This is a genomic window from Thauera sp. JM12B12 (assembly GCF_039614725.1).
GTDB lineage: Bacteria > Pseudomonadota > Gammaproteobacteria > Burkholderiales > Rhodocyclaceae > Thauera.
The window spans coordinates 1,498,530-1,515,809 of the sequence record NZ_CP154859.1 but is presented as its reverse complement, the minus strand read 5'-3'; the positions used below and the strand labels follow the sequence as shown (position 1 = coordinate 1,515,809).

15 protein-coding genes are annotated in these 17,280 nt (G+C 67.4%); 9 read left to right on the top strand and 6 right to left on the bottom strand.

What is annotated here, in order from left to right:
- Positions 1-66: 66 nt before the first annotated feature.
- Both serC and gyrA read right to left on the bottom strand, forming a co-directional pair.
- Positions 67-1,164, bottom strand: coding sequence for a 3-phosphoserine/phosphohydroxythreonine transaminase (gene serC, locus AAG895_RS06730; protein WP_345794740.1), 1,098 nt, complete (start codon positions 1,162-1,164; stop codon positions 67-69).
- Positions 1,164-3,821 (bottom strand): DNA gyrase subunit A, encoded by a 2,658-nt coding sequence (gyrA, locus tag AAG895_RS06725; protein ID WP_345794739.1) that lies wholly within the window; start codon positions 3,819-3,821, stop codon positions 1,164-1,166. The genes serC and gyrA overlap by 1 nt, the downstream gene beginning before the upstream one ends.
- A 224-nt stretch (positions 3,822-4,045) precedes the next feature.
- Between gyrA and grpE the strand changes: the two genes are divergently transcribed.
- From grpE to dnaJ, 3 genes are all read left to right on the top strand, one after another.
- Positions 4,046-4,657 carry a nucleotide exchange factor GrpE gene (gene grpE / locus AAG895_RS06720; protein WP_345794738.1) on the top strand — a complete coding sequence of 204 codons (612 nt, stop codon included), beginning with the start codon at positions 4,046-4,048 and terminating at the stop codon, positions 4,655-4,657.
- 117 nt (positions 4,658-4,774) lie between these two features.
- Complete coding sequence (gene dnaK, locus AAG895_RS06715) at positions 4,775-6,709, top strand: molecular chaperone DnaK (protein WP_345794737.1); 1,935 nt, start codon at positions 4,775-4,777, stop codon at positions 6,707-6,709.
- Between the two features lie 96 nt (positions 6,710-6,805).
- The gene (gene dnaJ / locus AAG895_RS06710) at positions 6,806-7,927 is read left to right on the top strand and encodes a molecular chaperone DnaJ (protein WP_345794736.1); all 1,122 of its coding nucleotides are present in this window, start codon (positions 6,806-6,808) and stop codon (positions 7,925-7,927) included.
- 137 nt (positions 7,928-8,064) lie between these two features.
- Here dnaJ and cysS read toward each other — a convergent pair whose 3' ends face one another.
- A complete protein-coding gene (cysS, locus tag AAG895_RS06705) occupies positions 8,065-9,453 on the bottom strand; it encodes a cysteine--tRNA ligase (RefSeq protein ID WP_345794735.1) in 1,389 nt (462 codons plus the stop codon).
- Positions 9,454-9,714: 261 nt separating this feature from the next.
- Between cysS and AAG895_RS06700 the strand changes: the two genes are divergently transcribed.
- The 6 genes from AAG895_RS06700 to AAG895_RS06675 all read left to right on the top strand — a co-directional run bounded on the left by AAG895_RS06700 (position 9,715) and on the right by AAG895_RS06675 (position 13,896).
- Positions 9,715-10,311, top strand: coding sequence for a peptidylprolyl isomerase (locus AAG895_RS06700; RefSeq protein ID WP_345794734.1), 597 nt, complete (start codon positions 9,715-9,717; stop codon positions 10,309-10,311).
- A gap of 96 nt (positions 10,312-10,407) precedes the next feature.
- The gene (locus AAG895_RS06695) at positions 10,408-10,902 is read left to right on the top strand and encodes a peptidylprolyl isomerase (RefSeq protein WP_345794733.1); all 495 of its coding nucleotides are present in this window, start codon (positions 10,408-10,410) and stop codon (positions 10,900-10,902) included.
- A gap of 68 nt (positions 10,903-10,970) precedes the next feature.
- Positions 10,971-11,738 (top strand): UDP-2,3-diacylglucosamine diphosphatase, encoded by a 768-nt coding sequence (locus AAG895_RS06690; RefSeq protein WP_345794732.1) that lies wholly within the window; start codon positions 10,971-10,973, stop codon positions 11,736-11,738.
- Positions 11,739-11,899: 161 nt separating this feature from the next.
- The gene (locus AAG895_RS06685) at positions 11,900-13,069 is read left to right on the top strand and encodes a glycosyl hydrolase (RefSeq protein WP_345794731.1); all 1,170 of its coding nucleotides are present in this window, start codon (positions 11,900-11,902) and stop codon (positions 13,067-13,069) included.
- Between the two features lie 5 nt (positions 13,070-13,074).
- Positions 13,075-13,332 carry a MoaD/ThiS family protein gene (locus AAG895_RS06680; protein WP_345794730.1) on the top strand — a complete coding sequence of 86 codons (258 nt, stop codon included), beginning with the start codon at positions 13,075-13,077 and terminating at the stop codon, positions 13,330-13,332.
- Between the two features lie 153 nt (positions 13,333-13,485).
- Entirely contained in the window at positions 13,486-13,896 is a 411-nt protein-coding gene (locus AAG895_RS06675; RefSeq protein ID WP_345794729.1) for a DUF4332 domain-containing protein, read from the top strand.
- Positions 13,897-14,005: 109 nt separating this feature from the next.
- Here the strand turns inward: AAG895_RS06675 and AAG895_RS06670 are convergent, their stop codons facing one another.
- From AAG895_RS06670 to AAG895_RS06660, 3 genes are read right to left on the bottom strand one after another with little or no spacing between them, the layout of a single operon-like run.
- Positions 14,006-15,193 (bottom strand): O-succinylhomoserine sulfhydrylase, encoded by a 1,188-nt coding sequence (locus AAG895_RS06670; protein WP_345794728.1) that lies wholly within the window; start codon positions 15,191-15,193, stop codon positions 14,006-14,008.
- A 41-nt stretch (positions 15,194-15,234) separates the two neighbouring features.
- Entirely contained in the window at positions 15,235-16,770 is a 1,536-nt protein-coding gene (gene purF / locus AAG895_RS06665; RefSeq protein ID WP_345794727.1) for an amidophosphoribosyltransferase, read from the bottom strand.
- Positions 16,771-16,781: 11 nt separating this feature from the next.
- Entirely contained in the window at positions 16,782-17,273 is a 492-nt protein-coding gene (locus AAG895_RS06660) for a CvpA family protein (protein ID WP_345794726.1), read from the bottom strand.
- Between the last annotated feature and the right edge of the window lie 7 nt (positions 17,274-17,280).

The window sequence follows — 17,280 nt, the reverse complement described above, 5'->3', positions numbered from 1 at the left end:
TTCCCGCTTGGGTTGTTGTCCGTGATCCCGTGTCCTTGCAGCCCCAGCCGCGGTGCGCGCAGACGCTCAGCCGCGGCGCGCGGCGAAGTCGCGCATGAAGTCGACCAGCGCCGCGACACCGGCAAGTGGCATCGCGTTGTAAATCGACGCCCGCATGCCGCCTACCGACTTGTGCCCCTTCAACTGCACCAGCCCGGCGGCCTTCGACTCGGCGAGGAAGGCGTCGTTGAGCGCCTCGTCCTTGAGGAAGAAGGGCACGTTCATGCGCGAGCGGCAGGCCCTGTCGACACGATTCTCGTAGAAATCGCTGCCGTCGAGGAAGTCGTACAGCAGCTTCGCCTTGGCGATGTTCTGCGCCTCGATGGCGGCCACGCCGCCTTGCCGCTTCAGCCACTGGAAGACCAGTCCGGCGATGTAGATGCCGTAGGTCGGCGGCGTGTTGTACATGGAACCATGCTCAGCCACGGTCTTGAAGTCGAAGGCCGTGGGGCAATGCGGCATCGCATGGCCGAGCAGGTCGTCGCGAACGATGACGATGGTCAGCCCCGCCGGACCGATGTTCTTCTGCGCACCGCCGAAGATCAGTCCGTACTTCGACACGTCGACCGCACGCGACAGGATGTGCGAGGACATGTCGGCCACCACCGCCACCTCGCCGCGGCCGATCTGCGCCAGGTCGGGCTCGAAGGGGTACTCGACGCCGCCGATGGTCTCGTTGGTGCAGGTGAACACGTACGCCGGATCGGCCGACAACTTCCAGTCGACCATCGCCGGCACGCTGGTGAAGCCGCCCGCCTCGGACGACGCGGCGATATTCACCTCGCCATACTTGCGCGCTTCCTTCTGCGACTTCTGCGACCACGCGCCGGTGACCACGTAGTCGGCCACACGCTTGTCGCCCATCAGGTTCATCGGAATGATCGCGTTCTCGGCGATCGCGCCGCCCTGCATGAAGAGGATGCGGTAGTTCGCAGGCACCGACAGCAGCTCGCGCAGGTCGGCCTCGGCCTGGGCGGCGATGGCGGTGAACTCCTTGCCGCGATGGCTCATCTCCATCACGCCCATGCCGCTGCCGTGCCAGTCGAGCATCTCCTCGGCCGCCTGGCGCAGCACCTCCTCGGGCAGCACCGCGGGACCGGCGCTGAAGTTCCAGACGCGGCTCATCAGACCTCTCCCTCGTCGCCCGCTGCAGGCGCCTCGCCAGCGCCCTCGTCCGGTCCAGCTTGCGCGCCACCCTCGGCCTCGCTGCCTTCGGCGCGCTCGTCCCCGGCACGCATGCTCTCGTCGGACTCGGACTCCGCAACCTTCTCGACGCTCGCGAGCCAGGTGCCCTCGTCAAGGCTGATCAGGGTGACCCCCTGGGTCGAACGCCCCATCTCGCGGATGCTCTCGACGCTGGTGCGGATGAGCACGCCGCCGGTCGAGATCAGCATGATCTCGTCGGTGGGCTCGACCAGCACCGCGGCCACCAGCTTGCCGTTGCGGTCGCTGGTCTGGATCGCGATCATGCCCTTGGTGCCGCGGCCATGGCGGGTGTATTCGGCCACCGGGGTGCGCTTGCCGTAGCCGTTCTCGGTCGCGGTCAGCACCGACTGCGACTCGTCCTTGGCCACCAGCATCGCGATCACCGCCTGGCCGTCCTCGAGCGTCATGCCGCGCACGCCGCGGGCATCGCGGCCCATCGGGCGAACGTCGGTCTCGGCGAAGCGCACCGCCTTGCCGGCGTCCGAGAACAGCATCACGTCGCACTGGCCGTCGGTGATCGCCACCCCGATCAGGTGGTCGCCGTCGTCCAGGTTGACCGCGATGATGCCGGCCTTGCGCGGGTTGGAGAACGCGCTGAGCGCGGTCTTCTTGACCGTGCCCTCGGAGGTCGCCATGAACACGAAATGTTCCTCGTCGAACTCCTTGATCGGCAGCACGGCGGTGATCTTCTCACCCTCGACGAGCGGGAAGAGGTTCACGATCGGCTTGCCGCGCGAGTTGCGCGTGCCCTCGGGCACCTCGTACACCTTGAGCCAGTAGCAGCGCCCTCGGCTGGAGAAGCACAGCACGGTGTCGTGGGTGTTGGCGACGAAGAGGTGGTCGATGAAGTCCTCGTCCTTCATCGAGGTCGCCTGCTTGCCGCGGCCGCCGCGGCGCTGGGCGCGGTAGTCGGCGAGCGGCTGGCGCTTGAAGTAGCCGGTGTGCGACAGGGTCACGACCATGTCCTCGGGCGTGATCAGGTCTTCGATGTTGATCTCGGCGGTGTTCATCACCAGCTCGGAGCGGCGCGGGTCGCCGAACTGGTTGCGGACCGCGGTGAGCTCGTCGACGATGATCGCGGTAATGCGCTCCGGACGTGCCAGGATGTCGAGCAGGTCGGTGATGACGTCCATCACCTCGCGGTATTCGCCGACGATCTTGTCCTGCTCGAGGCCGGTCAGGCGCTGCAGGCGCAATTCCAGAATCGCCTGGGCCTGGGTCTCGGACAGGCGATAGCCCTGCGCCTGCAGACCGTACTGCGGATCCAGCCCTTCCGGCCGGTAGCTGTCGGCGAGCGCGCGCGAAAGCATCTCCTCGACCAAGGCCGAGCGCCACTCGCGCGCCATCAGCTCGCGCTTGGCATCGGCTGGCGTGGGCGCAGCCTTGATGAGCGCGATGATCTCGTCGACATTGGACAGCGCCACCGCCAGGCCTTCGAGGACGTGGCCGCGGTCGCGCGCCTTGCGCAGTTCGAAGATGGTACGGCGGGTGACGACCTCGCGACGGTGCTCGAGGAAGCACACCAGCATCTGCTTGAGGTTCAAGAGGCGCGGCTTGCCGTCGACCAGCGCCACCATGTTCATGCCGAAGCTGTCCTGCAGCTGGGTGTGCTTGAACAGCTTGTTGAGCACCACCTCGGGCATCTCGCCGCGCTTCAACTCGATGACCAGGCGCATGCCGGACTTGTCGGACTCGTCGCGGATCTCGCTGATGCCCTCGATCTTCTTCTCGTTGACCAGCTCGGCCATGCGCTCCTGCAAGGTGCGCTTGTTCACCTGGTAGGGCAGCTCGTCGACGATGATCGCCTGGCGGTCGGTCTTGCCGATCGGCTCGAAGTGGGTGCGCGCGCGCATGATCACGCGACCGCGGCCGGTGCGGTAACCCTCGCGCACGCCGGCCAGACCGTAGATCAGGGCGGCGGTCGGAAAGTCGGGCGCCTGGACGATGTCGATCAGCGCCTCGATGTCGGTGTCGGGATCCTCAAGCAGCTTCAGGCAGGCGGCCACCACCTCGCCGAGGTTGTGCGGCGGGATGTTGGTCGCCATCCCCACCGCGATACCGGCCGAGCCGTTGATCAGCAGGTTGGGGATGCGCGCAGGCAGGACCAGCGGCTCCTTCTCCGAGCCGTCGTAGTTCGGCCCGAAGTCCACCGTCTCCTTGTCGATGTCGGCCAGCAGCTCGTGGCCGATGCGCGCCATACGGATCTCGGTGTACCGCATCGCGGCGGCGTTGTCGCCGTCGACCGAGCCGAAGTTGCCCTGGCCGTCGACCAGCATATAGCGCAGCGAGAAGTCCTGCGCCATGCGCACGATGGTGTCGTACACCGCGGTGTCGCCGTGCGGGTGGTACTTGCCGATGACGTCGCCGACGATACGCGCCGACTTCTTGTAGGCGCGGTTCCAGTCGTTGGAGAGCTCGTGCATCGCATAGAGCACGCGCCGGTGCACCGGCTTGAGGCCATCGCGCGCATCGGGGAGCGCACGCCCCACGATCACGCTCATCGCGTAATCGAGGTAGGAGTGGCGCATCTCCTCTTCGAGGCTGATCGGCAGGGTTTCCTTGGCGAACTGGGTCATGCTTCAAGGCGGGCAAGCCGCGAAAACCAAAACGTGTGATGTTACCACGCGCCGCCGCCATCGATCCCGGCCATGCAAGCGGCCGCGCCACGCCAGCGTGGGCGCAGGAGACGCCACCGCGCCCACCGGCAGTGGCAGAAAAGTTTTTCGGCACACGCTATTGAATTCCGCCGATCCACCCCCAATTCGAACCGTGTTTCGGATCAACAGGGAGTAACACCGACATGCAGGACCCGAACCAGGCCAGCCAGAATGCTGCCACCCAGGAGGCCGCCGAGGCGCAGGCCGCGAGCGCGCAGTCGCCGACCGGCATCGACCTCGAAGCCGCCGCCGCAGCGGCCGACACCGCGCCCGAGAACGGCATCGACAGCATGCCCAGTATTGAGGAAGCCCTGCGCCAGGCCGAGCTGAAGGCCGCCGAGCACCACGACGCCTGGCTGCGCGCCAAGGCCGAGACCGAGAACGTGCGCCGCCGTGCGCAGGAAGATATCGCCAAGGCCTCGAAGTTCGCCGCGGAGAAGTTCGCCAGCGCGATGCTGCCGGTGAAGGACAGCCTGGAGGCTGCGCTTGCCACCGAGAACCAGACCGTCGACACGCTGCGCGAAGGCGTGGAGCTCACCCTGCGCCAGCTCGTGTCGGCCTTCGAGAGCGCCAGGCTCGCCGAGGAAAATCCCATCGGCCAGAAATTCGACCCCAACAAGCATCAGGCGATCAGCATGATCGAGGCCGACGCCGAGGCCAACACCGTGATCAACGTGCTGCAGAAGGGCTACCTGCTCAACGAGCGTGTGCTGCGCCCGGCCATGGTCATGGTATCCAAGGGCAAGAGCCAGTAAGGCGCGCGCGGATTTTCGTGCGGCGCGCTTGAAAGCAGGACGCGCCGCCCCATATTCGAACCAGACCGGCGCACGGACCGCTGCGCCACCCCGAATACAGACTGAAAAGGAACTCTCATGGGCAAGATCATCGGTATCGACCTCGGCACCACCAACAGCTGCGTTTCCGTGATGGAAGGCGGCAAGCCGAAGGTCATCGAAAACTCCGAAGGCGCGCGCACCACCCCCTCGGTGGTCGCCTACGCCGAAGACGGCGAGATCCTGGTCGGCGCGCCGGCCAAGCGCCAGGCGGTCACCAACGCCAAGAACACCCTGTTCGCGATCAAGCGCCTGATCGGCCGCCGCTTCGAGGAGAAGGAAGTGCAGAAGGACATCGCCATGATGCCCTTCTCCATCACCAAGGCCGACAACGGCGACGCCTGGGTCGAAGTGCGCGGCAAGAAGATCGCGCCGCCGCAGGTGTCGGCCGAGATCCTGCGCAAGATGAAGAAGACCGCCGAGGACTACCTCGGCGAGGAAGTGACCGAGGCGGTGATCACCGTGCCGGCCTACTTCAACGACAGCCAGCGCCAGGCCACCAAGGACGCCGGCCGCATCGCCGGCCTCGAGGTCAAGCGCATCATCAACGAGCCGACCGCGGCCGCGCTCGCCTTCGGCATGGACAAGAAGCCGGGCGACTCCAAGATCGCGGTGTATGACCTGGGCGGCGGCACCTTCGACATCTCGATCATCGAGATCGCCGACCTCGACGGCGAGCACCAGTTCGAAGTGCTGGCGACCAACGGCGACACCTTCCTGGGTGGCGAGGACTTCGACCAGCGCATCATCGACTACATCGTCACCGAGTTCAAAAAGGAACAGGGCGTCGACCTCAAGAACGACGTGCTCGCGCTGCAGCGCCTGAAGGAGGCCGCCGAGAAGGCCAAGATCGAACTCTCCTCCGGCCAGCAGACCGAGATCAATCTGCCCTACATCACCGCCGACGCCTCGGGCCCGAAGCACCTCGCGATCAAGATCACCCGCGCCAAGTTCGAGTCGCTGGTGGAAGACCTCATCGAGCGCTCGATCGAGCCCTGCCGCATCGCGCTGAAGGACGCAGGCCTCAAGGTCACCGACATCGACGACGTGATCCTGGTCGGCGGCCAGACCCGCATGCCCAAGGTCATCGACCGCGTGAAGGAGTTCTTCGGCAAGGAGCCGCGCCGTGACGTGAACCCGGACGAGGCCGTCGCGGTTGGCGCCTCGATCCAGGGCGGCGTGCTGCAGGGCGAGGTCAAGGACGTGCTGCTGCTCGACGTCACCCCGCTGTCGCTCGGCATCGAGACCCTGGGCGGCGTGATGACCAAGCTGATCCAGAAGAACACCACGATCCCGACCAAGGCTTCGCAGGTGTTCTCGACCGCCGACGACAACCAGAGCGCGGTGACCATCCACGTGCTGCAGGGCGAGCGCGAGATGGCCTCGGGCAACAAGAGCCTGGGCCAGTTCAACCTGTCGGACATCCCGCCGGCGCCGCGCGGCATGCCGCAGATCGAGGTCACCTTCGACATCGACGCCAACGGCATCCTGCACGTGTCGGCCAAGGACAAGGCCACCGGCAAGGAGAACAAGATCAAGATCCAGGCCAACTCCGGCCTGTCGGACGAGGAAGTCCAGCGCATGGTGCGCGACGCCGAGGCGCATGCCGAGGAGGACAAGAAGGCGCACGAACTGGTCGACGCCCGCAACCAGTGCGATGCGCTGATCCACTCGACGAAGAAGGCGCTGACCGAGTACGGCGACAAGCTGTCGGACGACGAGAAGGCCAAGATCGAAGCCGCGATGAAGGAGGCCGAGGAGGCCATCAAGAGTGGTGACAAGGACAGCATCGAAGCCAAGAGCCAGGCGCTGGCGATGGCCGCGCAGAAGCTCGGCGAGCAGATGTACGCCCAGGCCCAGGCCGAAGGCGGCGCCCAGCCGGGTGCCGGCGCGGGCGGCCAGCAGGCCGGCGGCAAGGCCGACGACGCCGATGTGGTGGATGCCGAATTCACCGAAGTGAAGGACAAGAAGTAATCGTCACTCTGGCGAATCCTTCGCGGCCGAGCCCCGCCGGAGCCCTGCTCCGGTGCCGGCTCGGCCTTTGCTTGAGACCAGACTGAGCGCAGCACCATGTCCAAACGCGATTACTACGAAGTCCTCGGCGTCAACCGCGACGCTGGCGACGACGAGATCAAGAAGGCCTACCGCAAGCTGGCCATGAAGTACCACCCGGACCGCAATCCGGACAACAAGGAAGCGGAAGAGAAGTTCAAGGAGGCCAAGGAGGCCTACGAGATGCTCTCCGATCCGCAGAAGAAGGCGGCCTACGACCGCTACGGCCATGCCGGTGTCGACCCGTCGATGGGCGCCGGCGGGCAGGGCTTCGAGGGCGGCTTTGCCGATGCCTTCGGCGACATCTTCGGCGACCTCTTCGGCGGAGGAGGCCGCGGCGGGCGCTCGAACGTCTATCGCGGCGCCGACCTGCGCTACAACCTCGAGATCACGCTCGAGGAAGCGGCGCGCGGCGCCGAGAAGACGATCCGCATCCCCACCGTCGAGGAATGCGGCACCTGCCACGGCAGCGGCGCCAAGCCCGGCACGCAACCGAAGACCTGCCCCACCTGCAACGGCCACGGCCAGGTGCGCGTGCAACAGGGCTTCTTCTCGATCCAGCAGACCTGCCCGAAGTGCCACGGCAGCGGCAAGATCATCCCCGACCCCTGCCGCGACTGCGGCGGCGCCGGCCGCGTCAAGAAGCAGAAGACGCTCGAGGTGAAGATCCCCGCCGGCATCGACGAAGGCATGCGCCTGCGCCACGCCGGCCACGGCGAACCGGGCGTCAATGGCGGGCCCCCGGGCGATCTCTACGTCGAGATCCACATCCGCAAGCATGCGGTGTTCGAGCGCGACCACGACGACCTGCACTGCGAGATGCCGATCAGCATCACCACCGCGGCGCTCGGCGGCGAGATCGAGATCCCGACGCTGGAAGGCATGGCGCGCCTGAAGATCCCCGCCGAGACGCAGAGTGGCAAGGTCTTCCGCCTGCGCGGCAAGGGCATCAAGAACGTGCGCAGCCATGTGCATGGCGACCTGATGTGCCATGTGGTGGTCGAGACGCCGGTGAATCTCACCGAGCGCCAGAAGGAGTTGCTGCGCGAGTTCGAGGAGATCGCGAGCGACAACGCCGACCGTCACAACCCGAAGGCCAAGGGCTGGATGGACAAGGTGCGCGACTTCTTCGGCAACTGAAGCGCGCGCACGAAGCAACAACGCCCGCTCCTGCGTCGCAGGGCGGGCGTTTTCACGATGATCGCTTCAGGTCTTCCGGGGATCGCGATCCAGGTCGCCGCCGACCGCGCGGTCGGCCGAAGCTTCGATGGCGCCGCTCAGGCGCGGCGCCAGGTGGTGCCGCCGGCGCCGTCCTCGAGGATCACCCCAGCCGCGGTCAGCTCGGCGCGGATGCGGTCGGCCGCGGCGTAGTCCTTCGCCTTCTTGGCCGCGGCGCGTTCGGCGATCTTCGCCTCGATCGCGTCGGCCTCCAGACCGCCCGCCGCATCCGGCGCACCGGCCTGCAGGAAGGCCTGCGGCGCGCGACCGAGCAGGCCGAGCACGCCGCCGAGCGCCTGCAGCTGCGCGGCGAGCGCCGGCGCGGCGCTGCGGTTGACCTCGTTGGCGAGCTCGAACAGCACCGCCACCGCCTCGGCGGTGTTGAAGTCGTCGTCCATCGCCGCGCGGAAGCGCTGGGCGTGGGCCTCGCCCCAATCCACCTGCACATCGCCCGCGACCGGCACGTTCTTGAGCGCGGTGTACAGCCGGGTGAGCGCGTTGCGGGCGTCCTCCAGATGGGCGTCGGAGTAGTTCAGCGCGCTGCGGTAGTGCGCACGCAGGATGAAGAAGCGCACCACCTCGGGGTCGTACTTCTGCAGCACCTCGCGGATGGTGAAGAAGTTGCCGAGCGACTTCGACATCTTCTCGTCGTCGACGCGCACGAAGCCGTTGTGCATCCAGACATTGACGAAGGCGTGGCCGTGCGCGCCCTCGGACTGGGCGATCTCGTTCTCGTGGTGGGGGAACTGCAGGTCCATGCCGCCGCCGTGGATATCGAAGTGCTCGCCGAGCAGCTCGGAACTCATCGCCGAGCACTCGATGTGCCAGCCCGGCCGGCCCTCGCCCCACGGCGAGGCCCACTTCACCTCACCGGGCTCCTCGAGCTTGGCGTGTTTCCACAGCACGAAGTCGAGCGGATCGTTCTTGTCCTGCGCGACATCGACGCGCTCGCCGGCGCGCAGCTCGTCGAGCGACTTGCCCGACAGCTTGCCGTAGCCCTCGAACTTGCGCACTGCGTAGCACACGTCGCGGTTGGCGGCGACATAGGCCAGGCCCTTCTGTTCCAGGCGCGAGATCAGCGACTGCATCTGCGCGACATAGTCGGTGGCGCGCGGCTCGTGGTCCGGGCGCAGCACGCCGAGCGCGTCGGCGTCCTCGTGCATGGCGGCGATGAAGCGGTCGGTGAGCTGGCGGATGGTCTCGCCGTTCTCCTGCGCGCGACGGATAATCTTGTCGTCGATGTCGGTGATGTTGCGCACATAGGTCACGTCCAGCCCGCTCGCGCGCAGCCAGCGCGCGACCATGTCGAACACCACCATCACGCGCGCGTGCCCGAGGTGGCAGAAGTCGTACACCGTCATTCCACAGACGTACATGCGGACCTTGCCGGGTTCGATCGGGGTGAAGGCTTCCTTGCTGCGCGACAGGGTGTTGTAGATCGAGAGCATCGTGGGCGTGATGGCGATTCGGAGGTGCCGGCGCAGGCCGCGAGGGCGGGCGCCGCGATTGTGAGGGGTAGGCCTTGTTGCTAGAATCCGGCGTCGTCAAGGACGCGGAATCAGCCGCAAAGCGCGCGAGTATACCACGCGGGCCGCGCCCGCCTTTTCCGCCCCCGCTGCGGCACCGGCCCGGCAGCGGAACCGCCACCGGCCGCATTTTGCGCAGGCCCCGCTGCACATGCCGGGCGCCGCCCCAACACCGGAGATCCCATGAAGAAGTCGCTCCTCACCCTCGTCGCGCTCGCCGCCTTCGCCCTGCCTCAGTCGCCGGCCCTCGCCGCCAATCCGGTGGTCGAGATGAAGACCAGCCAGGGCGAGATCGTGGTCGAGCTCTTCGCCGACAAGGCGCCGAAATCCGCCGAGAACTTCGTCCAGTACGTCAAGGACGGCCACTATGACGGCACGGTGTTCCACCGCGTCATCGACGGCTTCATGATCCAGGGCGGCGGCTTCGACGCCGAGATGAAGCAGAAGAGCACCCGCGCACCGATCGAGAACGAAGCCAGGAACGGGCTCAAGAACGAACCCGGCACCCTGGCGATGGCGCGCACCGCCGATCCGCACTCGGCCAGCGCGCAGTTCTTCATCAACCTCGCGCCCAATGGCTTCCTCGACTATCCCTCGCGCGACGGCTGGGGCTATGCGGTGTTCGGCAAGGTGGTCAAGGGCATGGACGTGGTGGAGAAGATCGGCAAGGTGCCGACCGCCAACCGCGGCTTCCACCAGAACGTTCCCGTCGAGCCTGTCGTCATCGAGAGCGCCCGCGTGATCGAGGCTGCCAAGCCGGCGAAGAAGAACGCGAAGTAAGCGCACCGCATCCGCGCCGGGCCTGGAAGCCCGGCGTCCCCCAACCCGGCCGCCACGCCGCCGGGAACACAACGGATTCACCCAGGAGAACCGCACATGGCAGTCAAGCTGCACACCAACCACGGCGTCATCACCCTCGAACTCGACGCCGAGAAGGCCCCGGTCACGGTCGCCAACTTCCTCGCCTACGTCGAGGCGGGGCACTACGACAACACCATCTTCCACCGCGTCATCGACGGCTTCATGATCCAGGGCGGCGGCTTCGAGCCCGGCATGAACCAGAAGCCGACCGGCGAGCAGATCAAGAACGAGGCCGACAACGGCCTCAAGAACGAGCGCGGCACCATCGCCATGGCGCGCACCCAGGCTCCGCACTCGGCCACCGCGCAGTTCTTCATCAACGTCGCCGACAACGACTTCCTCAACCACCGCTCGCCCGACCTGCAGGGCTGGGGTTACTGCGTGTTCGGCCGCGTCAGCGAGGGCATGGACGTCGTGGACGCGATCCGCAAGGTCAAGACCGGCTCGAGCGGCTTCCACCAGGACGTGCCCAAGGAAGACGTGGTCATCGAGCGCGCAGAAGTCGTCTGATCGTGCCCACGCGCGAGCCTTCGCACGCGGCGTCCGCCCCGGCCCGGCCGGGCGGCGCCGCCACCGCGATGCCGGAAGCCGCCCGCGCGGCGCTTCCGGCATTGTTCATTTCCGACCTTCACCTGAGCGAGGACGAGCCGGCCAACGTCGACGCCTTCCTCGGCTTCCTGCAGGGGCCGGCACGCGCGGCCGCGAGCCTCTTCATCCTGGGCGACCTGTTCGAGTACTGGGCCGGCGACGACGACCTCGCCACGCCCTTCAACGCCCGCATCGCCACCGCCATTCGCGAGCTTGCCGACGCCGGCACCGCGGTCTTCTTCATGACCGGCAACCGCGACCTGCTTGCCGGCCGGGCCTTCGCCGACGCCATCGGCGCCACCCTGCTCGAGGATCCGGCGCGCGTGCGCTTCGGCAACGGTGTCGATGCGCCGACACTGCTGCTCGCCCATGGCGACGCGCTGTGCACCGACGACCTCGCCTACCAGGCCTACCGCCGCCAGGTGCGCGACCCGGTCTGGCAGGCCGGCTTCCTGGGCCAGCCGCTGGCCGCGCGCAAGGCCTTCATCGCCTCGCTGCGGCAGAAGAGCGAAGCAGCCAAGGCCGAGAAATCCATGGAGATCATGGACGTCAACGCCGACGCGGTCGCCGCGCTGCTGCGCGAACACGGCTATCCGACGCTGGTGCACGGCCACACGCACCGCCCCGCTTGCCATCAGCTTCGGATCGATGGCCACGACTGCGTGCGCCACGTGCTGTCCGACTGGCGCGGCGCCGCGAGCTGGCTCGCCTTCGACGGCGCGCAGCTGACGCGCGACGGCACGCCGGGGCCAGCCTGACGCCATCCCGCGGGCGCCCGCGCCCGCCCTCCGCGCCCGGCGCATCCTGCGTTTCTGGTCTATAGATCAGGAAAAGCCACCGCCGGGCGTCCCGCCCGGCAGGGTCGGCAAGGCTGCGCGCAAGCCCTGCGAGCGGCGCCAGCCCCGCACGGAGAGCGAAGATGAACACCCCAGACAACGCCCCTGCGGGCACCGCACCCGCGCCGGCTCTCGTCCTGCTGGTGGCGACGCGCAAGGGCGCGTGGCTGTACCACGGCGATGCCCGCCGCGAGCACTGGCGCGTAAGCGGCCCTCACCTGCTCGGTCACATCGTCAGCCACCTGGTGCTCGATCCGCGCGACGGGCGCACGCTGCTGGCAGCGGCAAAGACGGGTCATCTCGGGCCCACCCTGTTCCGCTCGACCGATTTCGGCCAGAGCTGGGCCGAGGCCGAGCAGCCGCCCGCCTTCGCCCGCGCCCCGCACGGCGAGACCGGCCGCGCCGTCGACCACAGCTTCTGGCTCACCCCGGCTCACGCCACCGACCCCAGCTGCTGGTTCGCCGGCACTTCGCCTCAGGGCCTGTTCCGATCGACCGACGGCGGCCTGCGCTGGTCACCCTTTTCCTGCCTCAACGACGATCCGGACTTTCGGCGCTGGATGGGCAGCGCTCAGGACGGCACCCCGGACGGTCCCAAACTGCACTCGATCAACGTAGACCCTCGCGACCCGCAACATCTTTACATCGGGATGTCGGGTGGCGGCGTACACGAGTCATGCGACGGCGGCAGAAGCTTCACGCCGATCATCAAGGGGCTCGAGGTGGTGGAAGGCTTCGACGTCTCCGACCCGACCTTCCACGACCCGCATTGCGTGCGCCTCTGCCCGAGCGCGCCCGACCGCCTGTACCAGCAGAACCACTGCGGGGTATACCGCCTCGACCGTCCCGACGACACCTGGGTCCGCATCGGCCGCAACATGCCGGAGGAGATCGGAGACATCGGCTTCCCGCTCGTCGTTCATCCGCGCGACGCCGACTGCGCCTGGATCTTCCCGATGGATGGCAGCGACGTCTGGCCGCGTACCAGCCCCGGTGGCAGGCCTGCGGTGTACCGCACGCGCGACGCGGGGGCCAGCTGGCAACGCCTGGACGACGGCCTGCCATCCGCGCAGGCCTGGTGGACCGTCAAGCGCCAGGCGATGACGGCCGATCGCTGCGAGCCGCTGGGCCTCTATTTCGGCACCACCAGCGGCGAGCTGTGGATGAGTGGCGACGAGGGCGCCTCGTGGCACTGCATCGCACGCCATCTGCCCGAGATCTTCGCGGTGGAGGTGGGCTTCCCGGCGGCCTGATCGACATGAAGGTGCAGATCCCGACGCCGCTGCTGTCCTATACCGGCGCACGCGAAGTCGAGGCCGAGGGCGCGACGCTCGCGGCCGTGCTGTCCGATCTCGACCGTCGCTTCCCCGGCATCCGCTTCCGGGTGCTCGACGAACAGGGCCGATTGCGGCGACACATCCGCTTCTTCGTCGCGAACGGCCAGATCTTCGATCCGGCCCAAGAGCTGCACGCCGGCGACACGCTCGTCATCGTGCAGGCGCTGAGCGGCGGCTGACACCCGGGCCTGCAGCCGGCGCGGCAGGATCTCACGGATCCGTGCTCGACCGCGCGTTATCATCCTCGTACGTGGAATCGATGCGCGAGGCCGCCTGGAGCGGTGCGCGTCGCCGCGCTTGCCCATTCCGGAACACACCATGGAGGTAACACGATGGCGAACTACAAGATCGAAGACATCGAAGGCATCGGCGAAGTCACCGGCAAGAAGTTCCGCGACGCCGGCGTGAAGGACACCGACTCGCTGCTCGCCGCGAGCACCACGCCGTCGGCGCGCGCCAAGCTCGCCGAGGCGACCGGCCTCTCTGCCGCCCAGGTGCTGAAGTTCGCCAACATGGCCGACCTCTACCGCATCAGCGGCGTCGGCTCCGACTATGCGCAGCTGCTCGAAGCCGCCGGTGTCGACACCGTGCCCGCCCTCGCCCGCCGCTCGCCGGCCAACCTGGCGGCGACGCTCGCCGAGGTCAATGCCCAGAAGAAGCTGACGCGGCGCGTGCCGCCCGAGGCCGACGTCACCAAGTGGGTCGCGCAGGCCAAGGAGTTGCCGCGCGTGCTCGAATACTGATCGAGGCGAGTCGGGGCGAATACCGCCCGCTCGTTGCGGCCACCGCGCGCAGGCCCCGCTGCGGGGCCGCCGGCGCGCCCCCGATCTTCGGCCACCGCGCGCGGCCGCTTCAGCCCCGCGCCAACCCGCGCGCCAGGTCTTCCTTGAGGTCCTCGACATCCTCGAGCCCGACCGCGACCCGCAGCAGCCCCTCGACGATCCCTGCGGTGGCACGTGCCTCCGCGCTGATGCGGCCGTGGGTGGTCGTCGCCGGGTGGGTGATCGTGCTCTTGGTGTCTCCAAGATTGGCGGTAATCGAGATCAGGCGGCTAGAGTCGACGACCCTCCATGCTGCCTCTCGCCCGCCTTCCACTTCGAAGCTGAGGATCGCCCCGCCCGTCTTCTGCTGGCGCATCGCCAGGGCATGCTGCGGATGGGAGGCCAGCCCGGGGTAATGCACGCGCGCCACGCCAGGTTGCGTCTCGAGCCAGCGCGCAAGTGCGAGGGCGCTCGCCGACTGCGCCTCCATGCGGATGCGCAGGGTCTCCAGCCCCTTCAGGATCACCCAGGCATTGAATGGCGACAGCGTCGGACCTGCGGTGCGCAGGAACTTCAACACCTCGTCGGTCACCGCCTTGCTGCCGACCACCGCGCCGCCGAGTACGCGCCCCTGACCATCGAGGTACTTGGTCGCCGAATGCACGACGACATCGGCACCGAGATCCAGCGGCCTCTGCAAGGCCGGCGAACAGAAACAGTTGTCGACCGCGAAAAGCACCCCGGCTGCGCGTGCGATGGCCGCCACGCCGCCAATGTCCACAACCTCGGTGAGGGGGTTGGACGGCGTCTCCGTGAAGAACAGGCGCGTGCGCGGCGTGAGCGCGTCACGCCATGCATCGAGATCGGTCGCGGGTACGAAGGAGGTCTCGATACCGAACCTGGAGAGGATGCCGCCGAACAGTTGCTGGGTGGCGCCGAAGAGGCCGTTGGAGGCCACCACATGGTCACCGGCCTGCAGCGTCGCCATCGCCAGCGACATGATCGCCGACATGCCCGACGCCGTGGCGACGCACGCCTCGCCACCTTCGAGGGCAGCGAGCCGGGTCTGCATCGCCGTCACCGTCGGGTTAGAGAAGCGGGCGTAAACGTAGCCCTCCTCCGCGCCGGAGAAGCGTGCGGCGGCCTGCGCGGCGTTCTCGAAGACGAAACTCGACGTCAGGTACATCGCGTCGCCGTGCTCGCCGAACGGCGTGCGTTCGATGCCCGCACGCACGGCAAGGGTGTCGGGGTGGTAGGCCGGGAATTCAGGGACGCTCATGAGCTCGGACTTCGTTCTGGATGAGGGGCGGCGCGGCTGGATCAGCGCTCGCCGCCCGAGGCGAGATTGAGATCGAGCTGACCGTCGTCGTCGTCGCCGCCGTCGATCTTCGCCGGCTTGGCCTCGCCACGCTGGTTCTCGACGCCGTTGAGGTACTCGGCGGTGATGTCACCGGTGATGTACTGGCCATCGAAGCAAGACGTCTCGAAGAAGCTGATCGCCGGGTTGAGCGCCCGCACCGAGGCCTTGAGATCATCGAGGTCCTGGTAGATCAGGCCATCGGCACCGATCTCGCGGCAGATTTCCGCCTCGGTGCGATCGGAGGCGATCAGCTCGCCGCGCGTGGGCATGTCGATCCCGTACACGTTGGCGTAGCGCACCGGCGGTGCGGCCGAGGCGAGATAGACCCGGGTCGCGCCCGCCTCGCGCGCCATGTTGACGATCTCCTTGCTGGTCGTGCCGCGCACGATCGAGTCGTCGACCAGCAGCACGCTCTTGCCCTTGAACTCCTGGTGGATCGTGTTGAGCTTCTGGCGCACCGACTTCCGGCGGGTCGCCTGGCCCGGCATGATGAAGGTGCGGCCGATGTAGCGGTTCTTGACGAAACCCTCACGGAAAGGCAGGTCCAGCCGGTCCGCCATCTGCATGGCAGACGGACGGCTCGAGTCGGGAATCGGAATCACCACGTCGATGTGCACGTTGGGCATGGTGCGGCGCATCTTGTCGGCAAGGTACTCGCCCATCTTCATGCGCGACTCGTAGACCGACACGCCGTCGATGATCGAGTCGGGTCGAGCCAGATAGACGAACTCGAACATGCACGGCGCCTGAACCGTCTTGCTCGCGCATTGCCGGCTGTGGAACCGGCCGGAACTGTCGATCAGCACCGCCTCGCCCGGCGCCACGTCGCGCAGCAGTCGGAAGCCCAGGACGTCGAGCGCCACGGACTCGGACGCCACCAGCCACTCCGCGCCGGCCTCGGTGTCGTTGCGCCCGATGACGAGCGGGCGGATCCCGTAGGGGTCGCGGAAGGCGAGCAGGCCGTAGCCCGCGATCATCACCACCACCGCATAGGCACCTCGGCAGCGCCGATGCACACCCGCGACCGCACGGAAGATCGCCTCCTCGTCGAGCTTGAGTCCGTTGCACGCCGCCTGCAGCTCGTGCGCAAGCACGTTGAGCAGCACCTCGGAATCGCTGCTGGTGTTGATGTGGCGCAGATCCGACAGGAACATCTCGCGCTTGAGCGATTCCGAATTCGTCAGATTGCCGTTGTGCGCAAGCAGCAGCCCGAAGGGAGAGTTCACGTAGAAGGGTTGCGCCTCGGCGGCGTTGTACGCCGAGCCCGCAGTCGGGTAGCGGACGTGACCGATGCCCCAGTTGCCCTGGAGATTGCGCATGTTGCGGGTGCGGAACACATCGCGCACGAGCCCTGAGCCCTTGTGCATGTGAAAGCGCCCTGCCTCCGAAGTGGCGATACCCGCCGCGTCCTGGCCGCGGTGCTGCAGAACCTGCAAGCCGTCATAGAGCAGCTGGTTGACCGGGGAGGTGGCGACGACGCCGAGAATTCCACACATGGGAGTTACGCCTATCTGAATCGAATCTTTTCGGCCACCTCTGCAGGCAGCCAGGGTTTTGCAGCGATCACCGCCGATTCCATCGGCGGCGAGAAGAGCGCCTGGGTCCACCACGGCTCGCGGGAGACGCCCGCCAGGCCGCCGATCAGCACCACCACGAAGGCGATCGCGAGACCGCGGGCGATGCCGAACAGCGCTCCGAAGAAACGATCTGTCGCGCCCAGCCCGGCGGCACGCAGCAACTCGCGCAGGAGATAGCGGATCAGCGACGCGAGGATCAGCACGCCGACGACCACGAGCGCGCCGCCCGCCACCTGCCGCCACACCGGCTCGACGATCAGCCCTGCGAAAACCTCGGCCGCCTGTTCGTTATAGCGCCACGCGGCGAACAATGCCGCCACCCACGCCAACACGGCCATGACCTCGCTGACGAGGCCACGCCACATGCCGATCGCGGCCGACAAGGCGAGCACCGCCAGGAAGACGTAATCGAATTCCGTCATCGTGCGT